Here is a 25,368-nt window from a genome sequence, read left to right as displayed (position 1 = left end):
TTTTTTATTACTTACGAGGCTCTAAAGAATAAAAAGAAGAAAGGGCTTATTTATAGCCCTTATAGCGTTGAGGCGTGACGTTTAAATTCCTGAACGGCATCTGTGGTTCCTAAAACAAGGAGGATATCCCCAAACTGAAATTCTGAATCCCCATGCGGTAAAAGAGTTTCTCCATTACGATAAATAGAAGAGATCAGTACATCCCTAGCCAATTTAAGGTAGCGCAAACTAATTCCTATTAGTCGAGGGTTAGTGATTTCCACTTCTTCCATGTGTAGATCTCTTCGATCCTCTAAAATATCTGCAGCTAAAGGGTGTTTAATCATATTCATTAACAGACTTACTGTAGATAGTTTAGGGTTGATAACTCTAATATTACGATTGGATTTTGCTTTATCAATCAATATTGGATCACTGAGTAAAACAACTAAGTGGTTTAGTCGATATTGATTGGCCATCTTCTCGGCAATTTGAAAATTAATTTGATCATTCCCAGTTGCAATAATCATTGATTTTGATTTTTCTATTTCTAATTCATCTAATAGGGAAAGATCCATCGCATCTCCAAAAACTCCCTCAACGCCAAGTCTAGTTACTTCATCAATTTTTTTGCGATCAGAATCAATAATTAAGGTTCGCATCCCTGATTTTAGTAAATTTTTCGCTAGAAGTATGGCATTTTGTGTTGCTCCAATAATCAATACATGCTCATCTTCTTTTTCTTCTAAAGATGGTGGAAAAAGCTTACCAAATAAGATCGGGGAGGTAATGCTCGTTAAAATAGCCACCAACACGATTGTTGCATTTACTTCAGGAGAAATTGCCCCAACTTGAAGCCCAATAGCGGCTGCTGCTATCGTTACACTCATTTGTGTAGTTAAGAGGATACTTCCAGCAATTGTTTTCTTCCAAGGAAAAAATAGTCTTAAAAGCAATGCAGGTGTTCCTTTTACAAGATAGGTTAAAATAAATAAAATGGGTACAAATAATAGAGCTTTTGGATTATGAATGAGTATATTCAGATCAAAAGTTACACCAACCAATATAAAAAACATGGGAATGAGAAAACCAAAACCTATGGCATCTAATTTATGATAAATTTCTTCCCTTCTGTTTTGACTAATTAGTGATACGACCACACCTGCTAAAAAAGCGCCTAGAATCATTTCAACACCGATCGATTCAGCAAGTACGAGAAAAATGAGCATCAATGCAAAGGAACCACATATCCCGATTTGTGCAGTACCATGTGCTAAGTCTTCAAACAATTTATTTCCTTCAAATTTTTTACTAATCCAATAGAAAACAAAAACGAGCAATAATAATCCAAAGACCAAAAGAATTTCTGGGCGAAATCCACCTTTGAAAAGGGATACGGCCACTGAGATGAGTAACATGGTTACAAAATCAGCCATCACGGCATTTGTAATGATATATTGACCAAATGGTGTTCCCGATATTTTCTTTTCCTTAAGGATAGGAACAACAACACCTAATGAGGTTGTCCCGATAATTAAAGACATCAGTAAAGGGTCTTTTACAAATTGAATCTTCATCATAACGAACGAAACGAAATAAGCGAATATTAACGTTATGAATAAAATAATTGTTGAAAATAGTACAGGATTTTTTAAATAGTGCTGCCATGATTTCCTGGTATTTTCACTTTCTCGGTTTGTTTTATCAAATAAAATATTAAAGTCTATTTCTAACCCTGAAGTAAACATCAAATAAGCTAGACCGAAGAACATGATAAAATTTAACCAATCATCCATGGCCACTAAGTTAAAACCGCTTTTGCCAATTAAAATCCCTGCTAAAATTTCGCCTACTACAATAGGGATATGAATTCTTTTTAACTTGGTTATAACGATTGGAACAATAAACGAAAGAACCGTTACGATCAATAATGAAGTAAACGAAAAACTGGTATCTTCCACAACGTGCACCTCCATATTCCTATGTTTCCCAGAATCCAAAAAAATAAGATATCGACTATTCTATTAGAAAAACAACAAGTTATCTACAGTAAAAGTTTAATCTTTAAAATCTTGAATATTTTTTCGACGTTTTGCAAAACATAATGATTGTCAAGTTGATGGGCTGTAGCCAAGCGGTAAGGCAACGGACTTTGACTCCGTCATTCGTAGGTTCAAATCCTGCCAGCCCAGCCAATTTAAAAAAATTTACAATTTGAAATCATGACATGTACGCTTTCTAGCTACATGTTTTTTGTTTTTCTCATTTGTTTTCCAATATTTAAGCATATACATTCATCCATATTGCCTTTAATATTGATATTGTATCTCAATTGATAGAAAAGGTGACAAAAATGATATGGTTTATTCTGATTGCAACTTTGATTTTACTCTATTACCATGCACACAAAAATACCTATCATCCCGAATTTAGAGAAGTTCATTTAAATATAAATCATAAAGATTTAAAACCGCTTCATATCTTGCATCTTTCCGATCTTCATATGGAGAATATCTCTATTACACCAGAGCAATTATCTCAGCAATTAAAGGGGCAAAAAATTGATATCATTGCGCTGACAGGTGATTATCTAGAAAGAATCAAAAATATCGATAAATTTTTAGACTATCTAAAGGTATTACATCATCTAAAACCAAAATACGGGATTTATGTGGTCTTTGGAAATCACGATTATTTGTTACGAGAAAAAATAAATATTTTTCAAGAAGCGATTGAAAAAACGGGAGCAGTTGTTTTAAGAAATGAAAATAGGACCATCCAAATTGGCAATCAAACCATCAATATCATTGGTATTGATGACTTTAGTACAAAACGAAGTGATTTAAAAAGATCGTTTGACGGGATAAAAAGTGGAATCAATCTAGTATTAACTCATGATCCAAACGTTGTGTTACACATGGCTGATTACTCTTTTGATTATTTATTATCAGGACATTTTCATGGTGGCCAAATTCATTGGCCAAAACCCTACCACTTAGTAAAGATGGGTAAACTTGCCCGCCAAAATATAATTAAAGGACTTCATTTTCATCAAGAACGAGCATTCTATATTAGCGAGGGTTTAGGACAAACAGGGATAAATATTCGTTTACGATCCAAACCAGAAATTACTCTTCATACTTTATCTTCTTAAAAACCATAAACGTGGCGTTTTTCCTTTGAAGCTTTAAGAAATAGGCTGTTTACTGTAAAAGTAAACAGCCTATTTTTGTATCATTTTTTGCATGTTTTCATCACGTACTTCATTTTTTAAAAATAAGGAGGAGATGAACAAAGCAGAAGATGGTTTGGCAATACGAGCTTGATGATTTTTAAGTTTTGTTAACAGATTGGGATGATGGTAAAGGTATTTAATCCAATAGGGAATATATTCAATATGGTTGATTCGAATGGCTGAATGATTTTTAACAAGGAAATTAGCGTTGTGTTCTTCTTGTCCAGGAATCGGTTTATAGATGAGTATAGGAATGGGTACAGTTAACGCTTCAGATACCGTCATCCCTCCAGGTTTGGTAATTAGTACATCGTTGTTCTTCATGATCAGATAAACTTCTTCAGTATATTGCAGCAACTGGATTGGATAATTTAAGGTGCTTTTCATTTTAGTGATATCATCAAATAAATGCTGGTTTGTTCCAGTAATAATTGTAACAGATATCGGTATTTCTTTTATTTGGTTTAGAGCGCCAATAATCTCCTTTATTCCCCCAAACCCTAATCCTCCCCCCATAACGAGTATCCGAAAAGAATCTTTCTCTCCTTTTTCACTGTTCCTTTTATTTACTTGTTGACGCTGATGGGATTTAGCAAAAATCGGGTCTATCGGGATACCAGTAACATATATTTTTTCCGGATCAATCTGATAGTTAGTGATTAGTTTTTCTTTTAAACTTTCATGACCGACACAATAATAATCAATATTTGAATGAATCCAAAAGCTATTAAGATGATAATCTGTAAAAACCGCTCCTAATAGAAAATGATGCTTTTCTTTTATTTTGGATAATGCACCAAGGCCACTAGCATGAGTTGCAATAACCACTTGTGGGACTTCATCTGAAATAAACTTCTCTAATTTCCATCTTATTAGATCAGCTAGTAATTCTTTGAATAGGAATGACAAACGTGTTTCTTTTTTATATATCCAACCCCATAATTGGGGCCTTTTTGTAATCATGCTTAAATAGATGGCTTGTACTATTCTTTCAATGCGTTTACTTACAATGGATAATATATTTACGATTTTTACCTCATGGGTTGGATATTGATCTTTTATTGACTTTAGAATGGACTCTGCCGCCTTATAGTGTCCTCTGCCAGCGATGACTTCTGTAACAATTAAAACTTTCACATTAGCTCCTCCATTTGCTGTGAAGCTGTTCCATATTGATTAAGTAAATGGTTTTTGGATATGTATACCCTTTTAAGTACAAGCTCTTCTGGTTTCCTTTTTAATCGTTTGATCCCGTTTGGGTGGATTAGAAATAAAATCAATTTTAAATATTGATTTTTAATACGGAATCTTAATAAATCTGGAACTGGGTGTACATCAAAACCAAGTCGATTTACACCTCGATGTAAAAAAGTTGTGCCTATCACTGCTTTAACAGCATTCCCCTTTGGATGATCTTCAATATAAGTTGCAAGGGTGGGTAAAGAATCTTTTACGATTCTAAATGTGATTAAACCAAGCCTTGCCTCATTGTTGATACCCTGTAAACGATTTGCTAACCCCCAATTATGGATATGTAATTTGACAATAGGGTCGCCTTTAGAAATATGTGTTCCATCGCTTGTTACTAAATCTGGGCCATGATATTTACAAAAGACAACTCGGAAAATATTTCCGTTTTCCTTATCCACATACTCTAATCTTGTCATATGCTGGTATATAAAATCAAACGCTCTCCATGCTTGTAATAATCCAGCATTCACATTATTTTCCCCTTTCTAGAAAGATTTTCAGCATATTTATAGTTCCCAAATTCTGTATAAGCCATACAAAAAAACAGTATCAAAATCGATACTGTTTTTTTGATCTTTCTTCGATTCACTTTATTCATTACCACTTGATTATTTTATTCGTTATATCTTCAAAATCCTTTCGGAATAACTGACAAGTTATGCTTTTCTAAGATTAAATCCGATTCGTTTACTTAGTAAAAACTTTAATATCCGTAAAAAGAAGATCTTTTGCTTTGATCTTTGAATGGGGTGTGACCGTTATAACACGAGTATTAGCAAGAGCATCCTCTACCAGTTGGTCGATATCCATATAACTTTCTGCCTTCTCTGCTATTTTTATGGATGGCTTGGTAGCAGGATTTCTTGGAACAAATAAAGAGCAACAATCCTCAAAAGGCCGTATCGAAGCTTTATATGTTCCTATTTTTTGAGCAACTTCAATAATATCCAATTTGTCCATCGTAATTAGCGGCCTAATAATAGGGGTATGTACAACTTGATTGATCGCATACATACTTTCTAATGTTTGACTTGCCACTTGTCCTAAGCTTTCACCTGTAATAAGAGATAAAGCCCCTCTTCTTTCTGCAAGTCTTTCCGCTATACGGAAGAAAAACCTACGCATCATGGTGATATTATGACTTTCTGGAGCATATGTTTTGATTTCCTTTTGAATTTCCAAAAAAGGAACCATATGAACTTTAAATTGCCCTGAAAAATATGAAAGGGCTTGCGCTAAATCAATTACCTTTTGAATCGACTCTTCAGTAGTTAAAGGATATGTATGAAAATGAATGCCTTCAACCAATAATCCTCTTTTCATCGCATACCAAGAAGAAACAGGACTATCGATTCCACCTGAAAGTAAAGCAATCCCTTTGCCACTAGTTCCAGCTGGCATCCCACCAATTCCCTTAATGACTTCTGAGTAGATAAAAACACCTTCTTCTCTAATTTCAACCATAACGGTTGTATCAGGATGGTGAACATCCACCTTTAATCCTTGAATATTTCTTAAGAGATGTCCCCCTACTTCATTCGTAACTTCAGGAGAATTGAGTGGAAATAATTTGTATGGTCTTTTCGTTTCCACTTTAAACGTTTTTGGGATCGGTTTTAGTTGTTCTATCACTTCTAAAGCTGTGGTTTTAATCTGTTCTAATTCCAACCCAGTTTTTTTAACAGGGCTAAATGAAATAAGTCCAAACACTTTTTTTAGACGTTCAATTACGATTTTATAAGGTGAACCATTTAGTTCTACATAGATACGACCAAACGTTTTTGTTACTTTTGCCTGGGGTAAATCTTTAAGTACATTTCGGATATTTTGTACCAATCTATCTTCAAATCGATAACGATTCTTCCCTTTTAAAGCAATTTCTCCATAACGAACTAGAATATAGTCATAATGCATTGAAAACACCCTTCTTTTCCTTACTAATGTTGTTGCCTATTAAAATATACCAAAGATTAGTAGTAGATAAAACTCCAAAAGAAAACTTATTTTCAAATAAAACAGGATTTTCTTCCAAAAATTTATTATAATAATATATAGTTTTTGCAAAAGGAGGGGTTTCAATAATGGATTTGCTGAATATGAACGAAAAAATTCGTTTAACACAAACCACTAATAAATCTGGATGAGGTTGCAAAATTGGTCCTGAGGACCTAGCGCAAGTTTTGCGTTATTTACCAAAGCAAGAATTTAATGAAAATGTATTAATTGGCTTAGAAACCCCTGATGATGCTGGTGTTTACAAACTTTCCGATGATTTAGCTTTAATCCAAACGGTGGATTTTTTCACACCGATTGTTGATGATCCATATATGTACGGGCAAATTGCCGCTGCCAACGCATTAAGTGATGTCTATGCAATGGGTGGGATACCATTGACAGTAATGAACATTGTTGGTTATCCTATTCACAAGCTAGGACCTGAAATGTTAGCAGAAATTCTTAAAGGAAGTGCAGATAAGATCAAAGAAGCTGGTGCTATTTTAATCGGCGGCCATTCTACAGATAATGTTGAACCGCTCATTGGTTTATCGGTAACAGGTACAGCTCACCCAAATGAGATATGGACAAATCATGAAGCAAAACCTGGGGACAAATTAATCCTAACCAAACCAATTGGTGTTGGTATCCAAACAAAGGCAATAAAAGATGGCGTCCTTGATCAAAAACGGATCGAGCGAGTGACTGAAGTGATGGCCTTTTTAAACAAATATGCTGCTGAAGCAATGAAAGGCTATCCTGTTTCTGCTGTAACAGATGTGACAGGATTTGGATTATTAGGTCATTCTCTTGAAATGGTACAGAACACAAACGTGGGGCTTGTGATCGATTCAGCAAAAGTTGAAATTCTTGATGGTACCAAAGAGCTGGCAATCAATAAACACGTTCCAGCAGGTAGCAGGGATAACCTGAAATGGGTTTCCCAACATGTTATATTTGAGGATCACATAGACCAATATGATCAACTCTTACTTGCCGATGCCGTTACTTCTGGCGGATTACTTGTTGCTTTAGAAGGAAAGGCTGCAGAAGACTTGCTTCAAAAAATGCACGGCCTTGGTGTGAAAGATGCACAGATAATCGGAGAAGTTACGGATAAACACCCTGGAAAAATTCATGTGGTATAAATATCATCATCAGGAAGCACCCACGTTCATATGGTAACAAAGCTTCACGTAAAAGGTAGTGGGTGATTGTATTGTAGTTAGTATCAAAAAAGGAGTAATCTATAGCCTTACAGATTGCTCCTTTTTTCTGAAATTTCCCTATTCGTCTTTTGGATACAATTTGTTAAAAGGTTCCCATTTTCCTTCTATATACACCTCTAAAATATTCCCTCCGCCAGCGAGAAATTCTATGGTTTCTTTATTTAAATGAAGCCAAGATGTATGTGAATATTCAATCCTTTATCGAGGAAATGAATCTGGCCTATGAGACCAACTTTAAAGTAACCAAGGAAACCTTATTAGATGATCTAAGAGTCATACTTACCCACTTAGAAGAAAAACGAAAGCAAGAACAAATCGAGTTCGTTCATGGAATTGGAAAACGGAAGACCAAACTGCAGAAGTTGACAGAAGAATTGCAGACTTACTATGAACGTCAGGAGAGATACAATACCCACAACCAATTATTTGAAGGAAGAAACAGCTACTCCAAGACAGATACAGATGCGACATTCATGCATATGAAAGACGACCATATGCGCAATGCTCAATTAAAACCTGCTTACAACGTTCAGATTGGGTAGAGAGTGAGTATGTAACAGGAGTTGGGATATTTCAAGATCGAAATGATACCACAACCCTTATTCCTTTTTTAGACGAAATGGAATCCCATCTAAAAATGTGGTATCAGAACATCATTGCAGACTCTGGATATAAAAGCGAAGAAAATTATCTTTATCTGGAAGGAAAAGAGCAGACTTATTAAATAAAGCCTCAAACCTATGAACAATGGAAAAAGAAAAGTTTTAAAAATAACATTAGTAAACGAGAAAATATGTTTTACAATGAACAGACAGATGAATATACCTGTCACAATAGAAAACAGCTTAAGCCCATTGGAATCACCCATAGAACATCAGCAACAGGTTACCGATCCGAATTAACCGTTTATGAATGCGAAGATTGTAGTGGATGCCAATTCAAAACGAAATGTACAAAATGTACAAAGGCAAAAGGGAACAGAAAGATGCAAGTATCTAAAACGTTTATTGAAAAACGTCAGGTATTATATGAGAATATTACATCCGAGGAAGGGACGTTGTTAAGAGTCAATCGTTCCATTCAGGTAGAAGGAGCTTTCGGCGTCCTAAAAAACGACTACGATTTTAATCGATTCTTAACACGTGGCAAAAACAGCGTCAAAAATGAGTTTATTCTCTTATGCTTTGGTTATAACGTGAATAAACTTCATGCAAAAATTCAGAAAGACCGTGTTGGAAAGTCGCTTCATGATCTAAAAATAGCATAATATATTATCGAAAAAAGCCTTGAGTTGAAGGCTTATTTATCCATGTCTAAAATCAGCCATGCCACGGAGGGAGTTTCTCCAAAGATGGGCTGATTTTTTATTTTCAACATAAAAAGAGAGCGCCGCTAACTACCTAAGGTAGTTTTGCGACACCCCCTTCTAGTATGTAATTATTTGTCTATTTGAACACTTGTAGCTTTAGGGGGCTCTTCAGCAAAAATAGTGACTTGTACCAGAGAAGTTATAGCTAGGATGCTGAATATTAAAGAAAATACCAGCTTCTTCATTATTATCACCTCACATTTGAATATTTTTTCTGGCATCATTAGCCAAACAGCAATAATCTTGACTCTTTTTATAGGATTGTTGATTGGCATAATAATTAGATAATTTTTCTGCAGCTTCACTTAATTCTTTCCAATTTTGTTTTTCTTGAAGGTAACGGATCGCTATTTCTTCGATATATTTACGCGATTGCTCTTGATCAATGTTATATTCTAATTGTAGAAGATATAATTTTATTTGATTAGTGATAATGTTATATTTTTCAGTAATTTTAAGTCCCTTTTTAATCCATCTTGTTGCATCTTCAATATTCTTGACGGCATAATAACTTTCAGCCAAGTAATAAATTGTATTGGTTATCCGTTCATGACATCCTTTTTTTAGATTTAAACTCTTGTGATAATAATCAATAGCTAAATCGTGTTGATCTACCTTAGAGTACATATACCCCAGATTGTGGTATATATTGCTTATCAGATATGGGTCATTGTGTTTTTCAGTGATTTTTAAAGATTTTTCCAAATGATGTTTTGCTTTATCATACTCTTTAATACGCATGTAATTAATGGCTAAAATAGATTGGGTTTCGACACTGCGTAGGTAATCCATATTTTGATTGGATAGATCTAAAGCAGTATTTGCATAATGTATGGCTAAGGTAACATGATTTAGCCTAGTGTGAACGAGGGATATTAAGTAAGTCAATTCGGGTTCATCAATATGAATTTGATAGCCGATTTTTTCTGCTTTTGAGTAATAATCTAATGATTCTGAAAAATTGTTATGTAAATATTGATAAAGTCCATAAAAGTAATAGAAATAGTACTTTTGTTTATCGGGAAGATGTTTCTCTAATGCTTTGAATTCTTGAATGATCTTCTTGCTTTCATCGAAATTATATAATAATAGATGGTGTCTTAATGAAAATAATCGAAATCGGATGAATACAGTTGTATCTTCAATTCTACTTATGTCATTACTAATAGACTTTTCCATTTTGATAGCATTATCTTTATCTCTACTTTTTACTACTTCATACCACTCATCCAGTTTTCTATTTATTTCTTTAATCCTCTGTGTATCTTCTTCCAATGAGGGAATCTCTAGTCTTTTAAACAGAAGATTGACGACATCTCGATGTGGTTTAGCCGTGTTATTTTCGATCTTGCTTAAATAAGATTTAGAAATAATTCCGTCAGCTAATTGTTCTTGAGTAATTCCTTTCTGTATTCTATGGTATCTTATTTTATCACCTGTCTTCAAAAATACCACCCCCTTGAAGTTGGGAAACTTAACTTAAAAAAGTTATTTTAATTAAGGAATATTATACCATGTTTCCGAATTGATGGTAAATATACTATCTATTAAAATTTAATTTAGAATTAGCATTTTATACAAAACATCTTTCAATAATGTAATAGGGGGTGATTATAATGAAATTGAAAAGAGTTGTATCAAAGTCTGATCACATTTGCGTAGCTTTTTGTTAATACACGCTCCTAAGATTTAGGGAGGAAATGAAGATATAGCCAAATATATCCTCCCTAAATCACCTAAACAATATAAATTAAAGCAATGATTCTTATATAATATAGATTTGGGTGAAATAATCAAGAGATCAAATTTACTTATAGGAAGAAATCAAATTCAACTAACTGTAAGTAGACGTAAATAATCAAAAATATATTTGTTATGATGAGAGGAGTGAAAAAATGCGCTTAAAAAACCATCTTAATTTTAGAGGAAATAAAAAAATAACGAGATTACTTTTCATATGTATGGTAGCTTAAATAAGGATATGATTATTGAAGTAGATGACTTTGATAAATGGTGGGAATTATAGAAAGAAAGATTAATGAGGTAAAGAAAAATATAAAATTAAATTTATACAATGAATATTTTGAAAGTGAAAAACAGTTTGATAATATTGATGATGTAAATTCTATTGATGCTGTTTTTATATGTTTTGATAGTCATGATACGAGTGTTTTACAAACTATTTTTGATTATTTTAACAGAAGAAAAATTCCTGTTTTTATTTCAGGTTATATATTTGGTATGGTAAGAGCTCTTGAAGTGAATCAAGATTTTTTAGATGAAAACCGTGAAGCTGAAAATAATATCCACAAATGGATTAATGAAAATTCAGGACTAGGATTGCTTGGTGATTTATCTGCAATATTACTTTCTAGATTGTGGTTACAAAAGCTATTTTCATTATTAGATTTTGATTTGAAAGAGTTAAGTTATAACTATTTAACTCCTTCAATGGAAAATGATAATTCGTTTAAAATTAAAGAACTTCAAACTGATTTTGATGAGTCTGAAAAGACTTTGAACATGCTAAAAAATGATGATGAAAGAAATTATTTTTATAATCAAATACTTTTTTCTAATGCACTTCTATTGTACAAAAAGTTCTATATTAATAGTGATTCTAATATATATGATGAAATTATACGGCTAAATACTAAATTCGAATTAGATTTAATTGACGAAGAGGATAAAGATCTTAATGAGTATGAGAAAATATTGTCTGAGAAATACATAGATTGTAAGGATACTAGGTATTCCATGAATGAATTTTCCATAAAAATGTTAGAAGCAAAAGATATTGATAATGATTGCATCAAAAAATATCAAGAAAATCAGTCAGAATTAATTGATTTATCAATAAACGCTTTGAAAAAGAAAAAAGAAATGTATTTTGATGAATTAATCAAAGAATGGGATGAAAAAAGAGACATTAAAATAGTAAAAGATGTTTTATTTGGAAAACGCGACATTTATTTATATCCACATGCAAAACTTATAGGTTTTAAGTTTGCAAAATTATTATATAAAGCTCCTGCATTTGAATTAAATCTAACTAATTATTTGAAGCAAAATGATCCAAGTCAAATAACAATTGAAAATATTTTGAAATCAGTTTTTCAAATTGAAGTAAATAAAGAATTTTATAAAGAGATAGGTAACGAAATGATTTTATTTTTATCAGACATAATAAGAAAGGTTGAAAGGGATTGAAGAATGAAAAATAAATCTTTTACAAATTTACTTTTAGGGATTGGTGTAACAAATTTCGGCGATAGTTTGTTTATGATTGCTATCCCGATCATTATCTATGCCCAAACTAAAAATAATCTTCTATTATCTATCAGCGCCTTAACATCAGTTATTCCAATCATTCTTGGCTTTCTTCTTGGGCCTTTATTTAATAAAATGGTCTCAAAAAAGAGTCTCATCTTTCTTCAAATCATCCAGATGTGCTCGGTGTGTTTAGTTTTTTTTGTGATATTTATTGGCATCAATCATTACAATTTTGTTTTCATTGTTATTGGAGAATTCATCTTCAGTCTTAGTAATTACGGTTCTTATATATTAACGCAGGTCATTGTACCTAAGGTGGTAGAAGAAAAAGAACTGGCAAAGGCAAATAGTTTATTAACGGCAAGCCGAAATATTATCAATGGAACAGCAGATGTGATAAGCGGTATCTTAGTTACGGTCATAAGTTATTTTAGTATTTTTATATTTGATCTCATTACATATTTCATAACGATATTATTTTTTGCCGGAGTCGAAGTTTCAAACGATAAAGGAAAGAATACAGATCAAGTTCGATTGAGAGAGTCGATAAAAAATTACCGTACCCAAATAAGAGAAGGTATCAGCGAAGTTTTTAGTAATAAATTTGTCGTCGGAATTCTAATTATTGCGGTGGTTTTACAATTCCACACTAAAATAAGCTTAATTACAGTCGTAGGGTATTTTGCGGACGGCGGAAAATCTTATTTATACGGAATTTATTTTGCAGTGCTTTTAATAGGGTTCAGCTTAGGAAGCTTAAGCTCAACAAAGATTAAAGATAAAATCGAATTTTCTAAATTGACCGTAGGATCATATGCTTTTGCAGGCATCGCTTGGCTTTTATTGGTTTTCTTATTTAAAGAGATCGGTGTATTAATCGCAACCTTTATTATGACGTATATTTCGGGCATATTTGAAATCTTAGTCGTTACAAAATTTCAGGAAATATATAAAGATAAGCTTGGAAATATATTCACCATCTTTATGGCAATCGCCGCTGTTGCTCAGATAGCCGGCTTATTAATCGCCCCATTCATGATTAAACTATTCGGAAATGCGAATATTATTTTGTATTTAGGTATACTTAATTTTATAGCGATAGCTTTGTATGCTTTAAATAGCTATGCTGTCAGGAAACATAAAGAAAAAGAGCTGGATACTATTTAACACTGATTCATATAAACAATTCATACCATAATATCAAGAAGCTCGACACCATATATGATACCATTGTATAATATATAGAGAGAAGTGATAAGCTTGTCGAAGTGGGAAAAGTTATTAAATAAAATAACTTCCCTGTCAAAGGACGTAAGGTTTGCGTTTGTGTCAAGTTTTTCTCGATCAACCTTTAACACTAGCAGTTACAGCATTCTATTATTGTACACTTTCCATAGCTACCACGCTATCGCTTGGTGGTCTGGGTTAATTAGTTAGGTCTAAGGAACCTAACTAATTAACCCAGGTATTTCGAATACTTTTCATAAGATTTCCTATTGCCGTTTAGTGAGCAGTATACAGGCTGATTGAGCCTTGCTTTACTCCAATCGATGGATGAGTGCTCTCTCGTAGAATTTGTGCTAATCTTACGGTTTTCTTCACGTCACGTTGTTTTCTTTCACTTCTTCGTTGATGTGCGAGATAAGTACTTCTTAATGTTTTATTTAAGATTCCTTGTTTCACTTTTATCATCGCTTCTGCACCTTCTAAACTCCAATGCATTCCTCGCTTTTTCATCCGGTAGGATACATGACGTTGGTTGGATTCCATTGCCCCTAAACTTCTTGCATCCTTTGGTGGGTTTTTTACTTTTTCTACTTGTTTCTGTTCATCGAGTGTACTTTCATATGTATCCAACCATAACGTAAAATCATCTAGATTGTGTTCTTTTAAAGCCTTTCCTATTGAATCCTTGTACTCGCTCTTCCCACCACCTATTGTCCTATTTAATGCCTGTGCAATATGATAGGGGTCTAACTGGTTTAAAACAGCATAACGAGACTGTGAAAAGGCTTCTTGAAACTTCTCCGCAGTATAGCCTTGTCCTCCATCGCTATTTGAAACAATCTGTGTATTAACTCGATAACCATTTCTTTATCCGCCTTAGCTTGTGCTTTTCCTACACGTCTTACGATACTTCCTATGGTTTGATGACTAATGTTAACTGCTATCCATTCCTGTAATATACGTGCGGATTCACGATAGGTACTCTCACTTGCTAGTTCTGCTACTTTCACTTCAACTAAAGGACTATATCGCTGGTATTTCCGTATTCCTATCCACTCATCAAAAGGATAGTGAGAGTCCCCCTTTTTGTCACCCATTAATGTATGTTGGAAACGTACAGCGCTAAACGTAAATTGAATCGTTTTCCAATCTTCCCTTTTTACGAACCAACCTTTTTCTTGTTGTTTTTCCTTAATAACTTGGTTTAGCTGAGTAAAAATCTCCCCTATCAAAGAAACAAATACTTCATGCATATAAATTTGAATGTTTTCCTCTAACTCAATTAAATTATTTGTATTCTTTATTAACTGATATAATGTTGATATAATATTATCCATGAGAAGGCCTCTTTCTAAAATGTATTTGCGTGGAAGCATACATTTATGATAGAACGCCTTCTCTTTTTTGGCTAGTATTTCCTATTAAAATCCTCGAGAATTATTTTACACATAAAATTAAAAAAATTAGGGAAATTAGGGAACCCTTTTTTTAAATTCTACGTCTATATGTTTGAAAAGGAAAAAAAGGGGGTGAAAATGTAAAGAGAACGCTAAGTATGATTTTAGCACTTTTTTTAGTAATTACACTTACTTCCGCTACATTTGCAATGGATAATGGTGTAAATACAAGCTCATCATTGGTTAAATCCTACTTAATAGGCTTTTATGTAATGGTAAATAAGGAAGTCATTAATACGCATGGAGGAAAAGTAAAAAAACAGTTTAAACATATCCCAGTTGTTTCGGTGGAACTTTCAGAACAAGCATTTGATTCTTTGTCTATGAATCCAAAGATTGCTTATATTGAAGAAGATGCAAAAGTGTCGATCAATAATCAAACAATTCCTTGGGGAATTCCTCATATTCAGACAACAGAAGCACACCAACAAGGTTTTACTGGGAAAAAGACATTGGATGAGAATGCAGTTCCTTTAGGGAATAGCTTTGAGTATGGGAATGGGTTAATAAAGGTTAATAATTAACATAATGAACAACACCTTTTTTGAAGAAATTAATGAATATTTGTACTCCATAACCATGTTTCTATTATATATTTAAAGGGAATGAGAAATGGTGAAAAAGTTATTTAGTACTCTTATTATCTTAGCATTAATGATCGCATCTTTTGGTGGAGTTACTTTTGCAAAAGGAAAACCATTAACGGAAAAACAAGTAAATCAAATTAAGGCTAATTTTGGTAAAGCAGGAATAGATCAGGAAACGCAATTAAAGCTTATTGAGAAGATCGAGAATGGGGAAATCCTCGGTGCCAATAATCCCAAAATGAAAGATAAGGGTAAAATTAAGGAGAAAAAGTTTATAGATAAGAATGGTATTCCTGGTTATGAAAAGAAAATTATTTATCCTGATGGTTCAGTTGATATTACATCTGTCTCTGGTGGTACAAGTAGAACTGGTTCTGGTTATGTAAATTACATAGGAAGAAAGGTATCTAGATTAAGTGGAGGAATATATGCTTCATTTCTAGCAGATTATACGAATGTACAATACGGATATGATAGTTTAGATAGAGTATATGAATGGTATATTTCTGGTGTTTCTGATATTTCCAATATAACTTTAACTGTTGCCCAATCAAAAGAAACATCTTCAAGTGATGCTTATGGTTATCTTAGATTTACTGGGTCAGCAGGTGGTTATTATACTAGTACTTTCTATCTTAAACTGTTTGTTGGAAATGATACCGACTGGGATTCAGGAAATTGGTAGTAAATTTATACTTTGATATAGAAGTGATTTTATAATTATTAACGCTCACGTCATTGTCGGTGAGAAAGCGTTAACAATGTTACTACTCATCATTCTGTGATAGATAATGAGTGGTTATATGATATAAAGATTATGAATTTAGATTAATAAGTCAGCATATAGCAAGGGAGGTAAAAATATTGATTGGGAATGTAACATTTCAAATACTATCATTCGCCGGATTGATTCTTCCTTTAATACTTCTTATTTTAATGGTTGGAATTTATCGACTAGTAGTAAAGCAGCACAAGGAATTTTTACGAATAGATGAACGTAACTTAGCTTTTCAAGAACAGCAGATAGAGGCAATTCGAAAAATCCAACAAAAATTGTCGGATATTAATAGATGAATAAGAAAACACTAATTATTTAGAATGGGAAAATTGAAGGTAAGCGTCAAATAAACCACACGTAATTAAAAAAACAGGGACTGTCCAAAAAGTGATATGTGATATGCTCCCCTTAAGTTTAAACAGATTTTTGTTTTTTAACCTGTCTACCTTAAGGGGAGCATATCATGATACGAATGACAGGGTGAAAATCGGTCCCTTTTCTAGGGGCGGAAAAAGCAGGACAAATACACAAGCAGTTGACCATGATTTTGGGAATGAATTTATTACACCATTTGGGATTTTAGATGTAAGCAATAATCAGCTTCATCTAGAATTCACCAAATCAAATATGACAGCGGATTTTATGGTGGATGCCATTGAAGCCTAATTGAACGTGGGTTTTCTTTGATTCGTTTTAAAATAAAAAGTATGTTATGATAAGATAATTCTAGCAATTATCATGATGAAGGAGTTCGTTTTTTATGTTAACCGAAAAACAAAAAGAAGCTTTAAGAGCATTACCCGCCGTTTCAACAATCCTTCAACTTCCAGAAGTGAAGAAGCTGATAGAAAGTTCTCCGTTAAATTTGGTCTCGGATATTATTTCAAAAACGATTGAAATTGAAAGAGAAAAGATCTTACAATCGGATACTCCTACTGTGCTTTCGCTATCTACTATTTTAGAAAAAATAAGCCATCAATATAAACGGTTAACGACTCCCCATTTAAGATCTGTCGTAAATGGTACAGGAGTAATCTTACATACCAATTTAGGACGAGCAAAATTATCCAATGAGTCAATTTTAGCTGCACAACTAGCAGCTACAGATTACACCAATTTAGAATATACCCTATCAACTGGAAAACGGGGTTCTCGTTACGATCATGTGGAAGATTTACTGGTTCAACTTACAGGTGCTGAGGCCGCACTCGTGGTGAACAATAATGCTTCTGCTGTGATTTTAATCTTAAAAGAGATGGCACAAGGAAAAGAAGTCATTGTATCCAGAGGACAACTTGTTGAGATAGGCGGTTCTTTTCGCGTATCTGAAATCATGGCTCAAAGTGGTGCCCATCTAATGGAAGTGGGAACAACAAACAAAACCCATCGGTATGACTATGAGCGAGCGATTACCGATCAAACCGGTTTATTAATGAAAGTACATACGAGTAACTTTAAAATTATTGGATTTACCAAAGAAGTCTGCTTGAAGACACTTGTTGAAATTGGCAAAGAACATCAGATCCCTGTGTATGAAGATTTAGGTAGCGGAGTTCTCTATGATTTCAAAAAACATGGGATTGGCAATGAGCCAACGGTACAAGAGACTGTTAAAGCAGGAGCTGATCTTGTTTCTTTTAGTGGCGATAAATTACTTGGAGGCCCTCAAGCCGGTATCATCGTCGGTAAGAAAAAGTGGATTGATCGTTTAAAGAAAAATCAACTTACCCGTTCTCTTCGAGTCGATAAAATGACGTTAGCTGCTTTGGAAGCAACCTTAAGACACTATTTGCTTGAAGAAGCTCAAGATAAGATACCTACTCTAAAAATGATTCTCATGAAGGAGAAGATAATTGAAGAAAAAAGTGAAAAACTCTATAGTATGTTAAAACCAGTGATAGCTGAGCAATTTGAAATGAAGATCATCGATGGATTTTCTGAAATCGGTGGAGGATCAATGCCTGATGTTCAGCTACTAACCAAATTGATTAGTATCAAACCAAAGCATATTCCCGTTCATAGATTCGAAGAGGCTTTACGAATCACATCCCCACACATCATTGGCAGAATCTCAGATGAACAATTTTTCTTAGATGTGAGAACCATTGAACCAAAGGAATTTGATTTAATTGTAGAAAAAATACAATGGATTGCAAAAAACTAGAGAGGCGCCTGTTTCGCCTCTCTATTGTATAATTCAGCTTTTCATAATTTTTTCCCTTCAATACTTACATTTCTTTATTAATTTCGTTCAATAATATTGGCGTAATTACATACGTACTATTATTTAATTTTTTGTTTTCAATTTGGGATATGGGCATAATGCCTAATAATGAACTAGTTAAGAAAGCTTCATCACATGATTCAAGAAAATGATTAGGAATCGTATCAATGATTACATTAAATCCTAGTTTTTTAGCAATATTTATTATTTTATTCCGTGTCACGCCTTCTAATAAACCACAAGAAGTTTTTGGCGTATAGATGTTGCCATTACAAACTAAAAAAAGATTACTTCTTGTTCCTTCAGTAATAGCCCCTATTTCGTTAAGAAAAATAACTTCATCATAACCTTTACGTTGAGCTTTTTCCAATTCTAATTTATTCAGAAGATAATTTGTTGTCTTGTGGTAAAGTAATGGATTAGCACTATGTCTTATAACATTTGACCGACTAATCTTAAAACCCCTTTCATAATCTTCTTTTTGATATGGAAAATGATTCGCAGAAATGATTATATCAGCTGGTTCATTTTTAATAGATTGTATAACGACAATGCGTAAAGCAACTTTCTTTTCATCAATATGCTTGATAAAATATTCCACTTGTGAAATTAATTCTTGTTTTGAAATTTCAACATAAAGATTAAAAAACTTTAAAGATAGAAATAAGCGATCGATATGAGATTTTAAATCGATTGCCTTTTTATGATAAACGGTTAATGTTTCAAAAATGCCTGTCCCCAAAAAAACATTGCTTGAAATAAGGGGAATACAATTATTCATTATTTTACCATTATATAGAATCACACATCTTTTCCCCTTTCTATATTCTACGATCTAAGAACCTCAAAGAGTGCCTTTCCCTTTGCTAGACTCTCATCATATTCCTTTTCAGGATCAGAATCCCACACAATTCCCCCACCTACTTGAAAATGTGCAGTCCCATCTTTAATCACAATGGTTCGAATCGCTATATTTAGATCGGTATTCCCTCTAAAATCGATATATCCAATCGATCCAGTGTAAACATTTCTTTTTGTAGGCTCTAACTCATCAATAATCTCCATCGCTCGAATTTTTGGTGCCCCAGTAATCGATCCTCCCGGAAAGGTAGCTTGAATTAGATCAACAACATCGTACCCATCATCTAAAACAGCTCTGATCGTTGAAACTAAGTGGTAAACGGTTGTATATTCTTCAACTTTAAATAAATCTACGACTTCAACTGTCCCTGTTTTCGCAACTTTACCAAGATCATTTCGTTCTAAATCTACAATCATCAAAAGTTCTGCCTTTTCTTTTTCACTATTTTCTAATATACTTTTGTTTTTTGCATCTTCTGCTGGTGTTGATCCTCTTGAAATCGTTCCTTTTATAGGTCTTGTTTCAATTACACGATCTATTAGCTTGATAAATCTCTCAGGTGAACTGGAAAGAATATAACTGTCCCCAATATCAAGATAAGCAGCAAATGGTGCAGGATTTTTTTCCCTTAGGTGAAGATAGAGTTTAGAAGGAGTTTCTTTAATTGTTGCGGAAAAGCGTTGTGTATAGTTAGCTTGATATATATCTCCATTCTTAATATACTCTTTAATTTTTGCTATACTTTCAAAATATTCTTGTTTACTCATGTTCCCTTTAAATGCGCTATGATCTTTGTTTCTATCGGGATAAGGTGGAGTTTCATGATAAAGATGCAAGTTCATTGACTTTTTTGTTTGTTTTATTTTCCTCTCCCACCATAAAATCCGTTCATTTTCATTTTCTCTAACACCACTATCAACAATAAATACCTTCTCATTGTAATGATCAAAGATAACTCCACCATCATAGAGTCCAAAAAACATATCTGGTATTTGAATATCATCAAGTGTGTTCGTTGGAAGCTTTTCAATAAAATGAGCAAGGTCATAAGCAAGATAGCCAACTAATCCTCCAACAAATGGAAATTCTGTATTATTTTTAACTTTATATTTAATAAGCATGTCCTTTAATATTTTAAAAGGATTACCTATTATTCTATCATGTCCAGTTGGAAGATTAAGATCAGTTTGATTACCTATCGTTTTTAAATAGCCAAAAGGATTCGCCACAATGATAGAATAACGTCCTAATTCCGCAAAATTTTGATTACTATCAAGAAACATAGGATATTTTTCATTAGCTATTGCTTCAAATAAATCCACACTTTTAATAGATATACTACATGGTTTGATAATCATTCTTTTTCGCCTCTCTAGTATGATACAAGAAATTTCTAAGCATATCTATGCCATGTTCCGTCAGAATGGCTTCAGGATGAAATTGTATCCCTTCGATTAACTTATATTTATGTCGTATACCCATAATTTCTCCTTCAGCAGTAGTTGAAGTAATGATGAAGTCTTCAGGTAGTGATTTTTTATCCACAATTAATGAGTGATATCGTGTGACATTCAGAGGATTTTTGAGCCCTTTAAATACACCTTTACCATCATGAGTAATCGGATGAACTTTTCCATGTACTGGGGCTAAGGCATGAACAATCTTTGCACCAAATGCTTGAGCAATAATTTGATGACCTAAACAAATTCCCAAAATAGGAAATTCATCGGATAATTGCTCCACTACCGAAACAGAAATCCCTGCTTCGTTTGGCGTACATGGCCCCGGTGAAATCACTATCATTTCTGGATTCATCGTTCTAATTTGGTCAATGGTTAATGCATCATTACGATGAACTTCTACCGACTCTCCTAGCATTTTTAAGTACTGAACTAAATTAAAGGTAAAAGAATCATAATTATCAATCATTAATATCATTAGCACAACTCCCAGAGATTTAATAACGATTTAATTATATTTCCATTCCACAATGAAAACAAGAAAATGGCTTTGTTATCGTTTCTTGTTGAATCTCATGTAATAGTCAAAAAAATGCCGGGCGCACAACGAAAAAGAGACATTATTACAAATGCCTCTTCTCCAAATGTTTTCCACTTATCGATCTTTTTATCAGCTCAAATGTCTCAGTAGAAATCTTCCCTTTCCCGGAAGCAAGCAATTGACCATTTAAGATCACGGCTGGCACCCTAAGTGTAAAAATTGTTTTGATCGCTTGCCAGAGAGAAAGTTTATATCTAACAACATCTTTGATGATGCGAGGAAAAAGATATCCTTTATTTCTCGGATCAACTATATCTAAGGATAGATTTTCCCCAAATTCTTTACTTAATTGCTGATACAATTCTCCAGTATTGTGTATAACGGCTCTTTCCTTAAGATAAAGATCCATCTTACCTATCTGTTGAAGAAACTCTCCATCAAACGGCACACAACATGCGGCAACAAGTTCGTCCTGCTCCCTAACAATGATCACACTTGGTTTTACCATGAGTCCCTCCTAAATCATATATCCTAAACACTGAATCCTTTATGTTCCTCATGTGCTTTCTTTAATGTTTTTATGGCAAAAATAATCAAAACGATAGCCAAAATAAACAAAGCTACTCCAAATCCACCTAATACATAATTAGATAATTTTGCATCTGCTAAGGTTAAATTCTTATAGGACAATTGTGCCAAGGCGGTTAAGGTTACAGCAAACATAAAAATCATTGGATATAAAGTAAATTTATTATTTTTACCGATCTTGGCTAACCAAACAGATACGGTGAGTAGTGCAACTGCTGCCAACAGCTGATTAGCAGAACCGAAGATTGGCCAGATCGCTTGCCAGTTACTTAAAGCAAGTAGTCCCGAAGCAACTACCGTTACGATAGTGGCTACATAAGGATTCGTCCCTAAGTTTTTGGCTACACTTCCATTGGCGGAATCCCTTTCAAAAAACTCTTGGAAGATATATCTGCCAAGTCTTGTAGCTGTATCCAATGTGGTTAATGCAAAAGCAGAAACAACAAGAGAGGTAAAGGTGGTTCCTACACTATGGGGAATGCTTATTTTCTCTAAAAAGCTTCCAACACCAGTTGAGAATAATGCAACAGGGCCCCCATTACCAATGGCTGCAGCATAATCACCTTTTGTTAACATTGCAGCCGTAATTAAAGCTACCGTTGCCAATGTACCCTCAATTAACATTCCACCATAACCAATAATTCTAGCATCTGTTTCTTTATCAATTTGTTTTGCCGTCGTACCTGAAGCGACCAAAGAATGAAAACCAGAAATTGCTCCACAGGCAATGGTTACGAATAAGACAGGGAACATATAACCCAAATTAGTTTTAAATCCTCCAAAGCCAGTTAATTGAATCGTTGGATTGTAAAAAAATAATCCAATAATTGCTCCTGCCATCATTCCATATAACAAAAATGAATTTAAATAGTCCCTAGGTTGGAGTAAAATCCAAACAGGTGCAATCGAAGCAACAATAACATAGATCATTAAGATGGTAATCCATTGATTAAAAGATAATACCAAGGGGAATTTTATTCCAAACCAGATCGATAAAAGTAATAAAGCCACGCCAACAATCGTTCCAATAATCACTGGGAAATTATTTCGATAAACTGTAAAACCATAAACAATCGCTATGACAATAAATAGCATAGAAGCAGTTCCAGCTTCAGGTACCGCAACAAAAGTATTTGCAACAATGTTAGCAAAAACAGCGATTATTAAGACTAAAGTTAACCAAGCAAATATATTAAATAAAGTCTTTCCTGATTTTCCCATCGTATGATCAATAATGATCCCAATCGATTTCCCTTTATGGCGAATCGAAGCAACGATAGAAGAAAAGTCATGAACGGCACCTATAAAAATAGAACCCAAAACAATCCAAAGAAATGCAGGAATCCAACCAAAGACTGCTGCCGTTACAGGACCAATAATCGGTGCCGCACCTGCGATAGAAGCAAAGTGATGACCCAATAATACAGGTGCTTTGGCAGGTACATAGTCAACCCCATCTTTCATGGTATGGGCTGGCGTTTTCCTTGAGTCATCTAAATCTAAATGTTTTACTAAAAATCCGCCATACACTTTATAAGCAATAACAAAAGCAATAATTGCAATACCAAGTAAAACTAAAGCACTCACTTTAATCCCTCCCCTTTATTTTTTTATTAACCAAGCCATCTTTTTCTTAGGCCTATCCATGAATGGAAGATAAAATTGCTGTACCTCCTTTCCCTTTTTATTACTTATCACTCTGTTTGAGTGAAGATCAACAGCCAAACATCTTACATCTGCCCATCCTTTTAAAGAAAGATTAAAAGACTTGCGATATTTGAACTGTTTAATCATTTCTTGTAATTCTTTAGGGAAATGTTTAGTAACGATTACTCCTGTAATCATACTAGACATATGCTCAGAATGCGGCTTTACAAAATAATCAACCGCTTGAGTTAAAAACAGCTGAAATTGTTTGATTTGATCTTCTGTAATCACATCAACTTGCTGGATAAGACAGTATTCAAAATTCTCTGCCCGCCAAAGTTTTAGGTTCTTTGAACCAAAGTAGCTTTCGTTATGTATCTCTGATTTTGCGAAAATTTGAATAGATTGTCCCAATATTTGTACATCCTTAGTAACATCAAAATTCCTATTTAACCTTAAGGCTATTTCCTGAAAATATTCATGGTATTCCACTCTGTTCCGACCACCCATCAAAGAATACAAGCGTTCTATTTATAATTTATATGAGTTAAAAAGATATTAAATTCTTTAATTCTTCAACGTTTTAAAAAATCCTGCTGTAGTTTATCCAATTTTTAAAAAATTAAAATTAATATCATTTGTTGCATTTTCTACCTCAAGAGAATAAAATTATAATATTCAAATGAATTTTTGAATAGGAGGAAAGATATATGACTCATTCAAATCAACATCACAATAATTATGATCACCATGTTCATCATAACCATCATGGACACATGCATACTCATACTTCTAATAAGAAATTATTAATGATTGCCTTTTTCATCATCACAGGATTTATGATTGTTGAAATTATTGGCGGTTTTCTTACAAACTCCCTTGCCCTTCTTTCAGATGCCGGGCATATGTTGAGTGATTCAGTTGCATTATTTTTAAGCCTTTTGGCCTTTTGGTTCTCAGAGAAACCAACAAATGCCATGAACAGTTATGGCTATAAACGGGCAGAAATCATTGTAGCGTTAATTAACGGGATCGCACTTGGTGTGATTTCAATATATATCTTCTATGAAGGTATTCAACGCCTTTTTCAACCAGCTAAAGTACAAAGTATGGGCATGTTATGGATCGCAGTTCTTGGTCTTCTTGTCAATGTAGTGACTGCATGGATTTTAATGAAGGGTGAAAAAGACAATTTAAACCTAAGAAGTGCTTTTCTTCATGTATTAGGAGATTTAATGGGTTCTGTCGGTGCTATAGTTGCTGCATTGTTGCTATGGGGTTTTGGTTGGCAGATAGCAGACCCAATTGCAAGCATCCTCGTTGCTATTTTAGTTTTAGTCAGTGGATGGCGAGTAACAAAATCCTCTATTCATATTCTAATGGAGGGAGTACCTACAAATATTCAGCTAGATAAAATTCGATCCACTATTTTAGAAGTACCAGAAGTCGAATCGATTCACGACTTACATGTATGGTCTATCACCTCAGGATTTCCTTCATTAAGCTGCCATATTGTATTAAATAATAATATAACCGAGTTTAGCTTCGAAAATATATTACTCAAGCTTAAACATAACCTGAAAAAGGATTTCGGAATCGAACATAGTACTATTCAAATCGAAACAATAGAACTATGTGAGAGTGGTGAAAGCTGTGACTAATTCAC

Annotated in this window: 23 protein-coding genes, 1 tRNA gene and 2 pseudogenes; 14 read left to right on the top strand and 12 right to left on the bottom strand. The window is 33.6% G+C overall.

From position 1 onward, the window contains the following. Positions 1-59: 59 nt before the first annotated feature. Positions 60-1,940, bottom strand: coding sequence for a monovalent cation:proton antiporter family protein (locus TEPIDINF_RS02825; protein WP_421691321.1), 1,881 nt, complete (start codon positions 1,938-1,940; stop codon positions 60-62). 159 nt (positions 1,941-2,099) lie between these two features. On the opposite strand from TEPIDINF_RS02825, the gene TEPIDINF_RS02820 reads away from it, so the two are divergent. Further along, a tRNA-Gln gene (locus TEPIDINF_RS02820) sits at positions 2,100-2,174 on the top strand. 158 nt (positions 2,175-2,332) lie between these two features. After that, positions 2,333-3,133, top strand: coding sequence for a metallophosphoesterase (locus tag TEPIDINF_RS02815; protein WP_068723509.1), 801 nt, complete (start codon positions 2,333-2,335; stop codon positions 3,131-3,133). Between the two features lie 69 nt (positions 3,134-3,202). On the opposite strand, the gene TEPIDINF_RS02810 is transcribed toward TEPIDINF_RS02815, so the two are convergent. The 3 genes from TEPIDINF_RS02810 to thiI form a co-directional block, all read right to left on the bottom strand. Then, complete coding sequence (locus TEPIDINF_RS02810; RefSeq protein ID WP_421691320.1) at positions 3,203-4,351, bottom strand: MGDG synthase family glycosyltransferase; 1,149 nt, start codon at positions 4,349-4,351, stop codon at positions 3,203-3,205. Beyond that, positions 4,348-4,935, bottom strand: coding sequence for a YkoP family protein (locus tag TEPIDINF_RS02805; protein WP_421691319.1), 588 nt, complete (start codon positions 4,933-4,935; stop codon positions 4,348-4,350). The genes TEPIDINF_RS02810 and TEPIDINF_RS02805 overlap by 4 nt, the downstream gene beginning before the upstream one ends. A 217-nt stretch (positions 4,936-5,152) precedes the next feature. Then, positions 5,153-6,379, bottom strand: coding sequence for a tRNA uracil 4-sulfurtransferase ThiI (thiI, locus tag TEPIDINF_RS02800; protein ID WP_421691318.1), 1,227 nt, complete (start codon positions 6,377-6,379; stop codon positions 5,153-5,155). A gap of 182 nt (positions 6,380-6,561) precedes the next feature. Here thiI and selD point away from each other — a divergent pair, with 182 nt between their 5' ends. From selD to TEPIDINF_RS02780, 4 genes are all read left to right on the top strand, one after another. Next, positions 6,562-7,608 carry a selenide, water dikinase SelD gene (selD, locus tag TEPIDINF_RS02795; RefSeq protein ID WP_082732571.1) on the top strand — a complete coding sequence of 349 codons (1,047 nt, stop codon included), beginning with the start codon at positions 6,562-6,564 and terminating at the stop codon, positions 7,606-7,608. A 257-nt stretch (positions 7,609-7,865) separates the two neighbouring features. After that, positions 7,866-8,231: a hypothetical protein gene (locus TEPIDINF_RS02790; protein WP_421691317.1), complete on the top strand. Its 366-nt coding sequence runs from the start codon at positions 7,866-7,868 to the stop codon at positions 8,229-8,231. Next, positions 8,159-8,413 (top strand): transposase, encoded by a 255-nt coding sequence (locus TEPIDINF_RS02785; RefSeq protein ID WP_201024203.1) that lies wholly within the window; start codon positions 8,159-8,161, stop codon positions 8,411-8,413. Before TEPIDINF_RS02790 ends, TEPIDINF_RS02785 begins: the two co-directional genes overlap by 73 nt. 69 nt (positions 8,414-8,482) lie before the next feature. Then, positions 8,483-8,956, top strand: coding sequence for a transposase (locus tag TEPIDINF_RS02780; protein WP_201024140.1), 474 nt, complete (start codon positions 8,483-8,485; stop codon positions 8,954-8,956). Between the two features lie 297 nt (positions 8,957-9,253). Here the strand turns inward: TEPIDINF_RS02780 and TEPIDINF_RS02775 are convergent, their stop codons facing one another. Then, on the bottom strand, positions 9,254-10,504 hold the full coding sequence (locus TEPIDINF_RS02775; protein WP_068723494.1) for a helix-turn-helix domain-containing protein: 1,251 nt from the start codon (positions 10,502-10,504) through the stop codon (positions 9,254-9,256). Between the two features lie 564 nt (positions 10,505-11,068). Here TEPIDINF_RS02775 and TEPIDINF_RS02770 point away from each other — a divergent pair. Together TEPIDINF_RS02770 and TEPIDINF_RS02765 are read left to right on the top strand one after the other, a co-directional pair. Further along, positions 11,069-12,268: a hypothetical protein gene (locus tag TEPIDINF_RS02770; protein ID WP_421691316.1), complete on the top strand. Its 1,200-nt coding sequence runs from the start codon at positions 11,069-11,071 to the stop codon at positions 12,266-12,268. 3 nt (positions 12,269-12,271) lie between these two features. Then, complete coding sequence (locus tag TEPIDINF_RS02765) at positions 12,272-13,498, top strand: MFS transporter (protein ID WP_132766840.1); 1,227 nt, start codon at positions 12,272-12,274, stop codon at positions 13,496-13,498. Positions 13,499-13,834: 336 nt separating this feature from the next. Here the strand turns inward: TEPIDINF_RS02765 and TEPIDINF_RS02760 are convergent. Then, positions 13,835-14,895: pseudogene (locus TEPIDINF_RS02760) on the bottom strand (UPF0236 family transposase-like protein). A gap of 218 nt (positions 14,896-15,113) precedes the next feature. Between TEPIDINF_RS02760 and TEPIDINF_RS02755 the strand changes: the two are divergent. The 5 genes and pseudogenes from TEPIDINF_RS02755 to selA all read left to right on the top strand — a co-directional run bounded on the left by TEPIDINF_RS02755 (position 15,114) and on the right by selA (position 18,544). After that, on the top strand, positions 15,114-15,539 hold the full coding sequence (locus TEPIDINF_RS02755; protein WP_068723485.1) for a protease inhibitor I9 family protein: 426 nt from the start codon (positions 15,114-15,116) through the stop codon (positions 15,537-15,539). An 88-nt stretch (positions 15,540-15,627) separates the two neighbouring features. Next, the gene (locus tag TEPIDINF_RS02750) at positions 15,628-16,287 is read left to right on the top strand and encodes a hypothetical protein (protein ID WP_068723482.1); all 660 of its coding nucleotides are present in this window, start codon (positions 15,628-15,630) and stop codon (positions 16,285-16,287) included. 179 nt (positions 16,288-16,466) lie between these two features. Continuing rightward, positions 16,467-16,676 carry a hypothetical protein gene (locus TEPIDINF_RS02745; RefSeq protein WP_068723480.1) on the top strand — a complete coding sequence of 70 codons (210 nt, stop codon included), beginning with the start codon at positions 16,467-16,469 and terminating at the stop codon, positions 16,674-16,676. A gap of 169 nt (positions 16,677-16,845) precedes the next feature. Continuing rightward, positions 16,846-17,043, top strand: a pseudogene (locus TEPIDINF_RS02740) (ISAzo13-like element transposase-related protein); the annotation flags it as partial. Positions 17,044-17,140: 97 nt separating this feature from the next. Next, entirely contained in the window at positions 17,141-18,544 is a 1,404-nt protein-coding gene (gene selA, locus TEPIDINF_RS02735) for an L-seryl-tRNA(Sec) selenium transferase (protein WP_068723478.1), read from the top strand. 64 nt (positions 18,545-18,608) lie between these two features. Here selA and TEPIDINF_RS02730 read toward each other — a convergent pair whose 3' ends face one another. The 6 genes from TEPIDINF_RS02730 to TEPIDINF_RS02705 all read right to left on the bottom strand — a co-directional run bounded on the left by TEPIDINF_RS02730 (position 18,609) and on the right by TEPIDINF_RS02705 (position 24,194). Continuing rightward, positions 18,609-19,409 (bottom strand): aminotransferase class IV, encoded by an 801-nt coding sequence (locus tag TEPIDINF_RS02730; protein WP_082732358.1) that lies wholly within the window; start codon positions 19,407-19,409, stop codon positions 18,609-18,611. Positions 19,410-19,432: 23 nt separating this feature from the next. Then, positions 19,433-20,824 (bottom strand): aminodeoxychorismate synthase component I, encoded by a 1,392-nt coding sequence (pabB, locus tag TEPIDINF_RS02725; protein WP_068723475.1) that lies wholly within the window; start codon positions 20,822-20,824, stop codon positions 19,433-19,435. After that, positions 20,805-21,404: an anthranilate synthase component II gene (locus TEPIDINF_RS02720; RefSeq protein WP_068723473.1), complete on the bottom strand. Its 600-nt coding sequence runs from the start codon at positions 21,402-21,404 to the stop codon at positions 20,805-20,807. The genes pabB and TEPIDINF_RS02720 overlap by 20 nt, the downstream gene beginning before the upstream one ends. A 145-nt stretch (positions 21,405-21,549) precedes the next feature. Continuing rightward, positions 21,550-21,975, bottom strand: coding sequence for a hypothetical protein (locus TEPIDINF_RS02715; protein WP_421691315.1), 426 nt, complete (start codon positions 21,973-21,975; stop codon positions 21,550-21,552). Positions 21,976-21,998: 23 nt separating this feature from the next. Next, on the bottom strand, positions 21,999-23,642 hold the full coding sequence (locus TEPIDINF_RS02710) for a carbon starvation CstA family protein (RefSeq protein WP_068723468.1): 1,644 nt from the start codon (positions 23,640-23,642) through the stop codon (positions 21,999-22,001). A gap of 15 nt (positions 23,643-23,657) precedes the next feature. Next, entirely contained in the window at positions 23,658-24,194 is a 537-nt protein-coding gene (locus tag TEPIDINF_RS02705) for a DUF8052 family protein (RefSeq protein WP_068723466.1), read from the bottom strand. 218 nt (positions 24,195-24,412) lie between these two features. On the opposite strand from TEPIDINF_RS02705, the gene TEPIDINF_RS02700 reads away from it, so the two are divergent. Then, complete coding sequence (locus tag TEPIDINF_RS02700) at positions 24,413-25,363, top strand: cation diffusion facilitator family transporter (protein ID WP_068723463.1); 951 nt, start codon at positions 24,413-24,415, stop codon at positions 25,361-25,363. The last annotated feature ends 5 nt before the right edge of the window (positions 25,364-25,368 follow it).

The sequence above is a fragment of the Tepidibacillus infernus genome (genome assembly GCF_048898065.1).
GTDB classification, from domain to species: domain Bacteria; phylum Bacillota; class Bacilli; order Tepidibacillales; family Tepidibacillaceae; genus Tepidibacillus_B; species Tepidibacillus_B infernus.
This window is presented reverse-complemented; position numbering and strand designations above follow the sequence as displayed.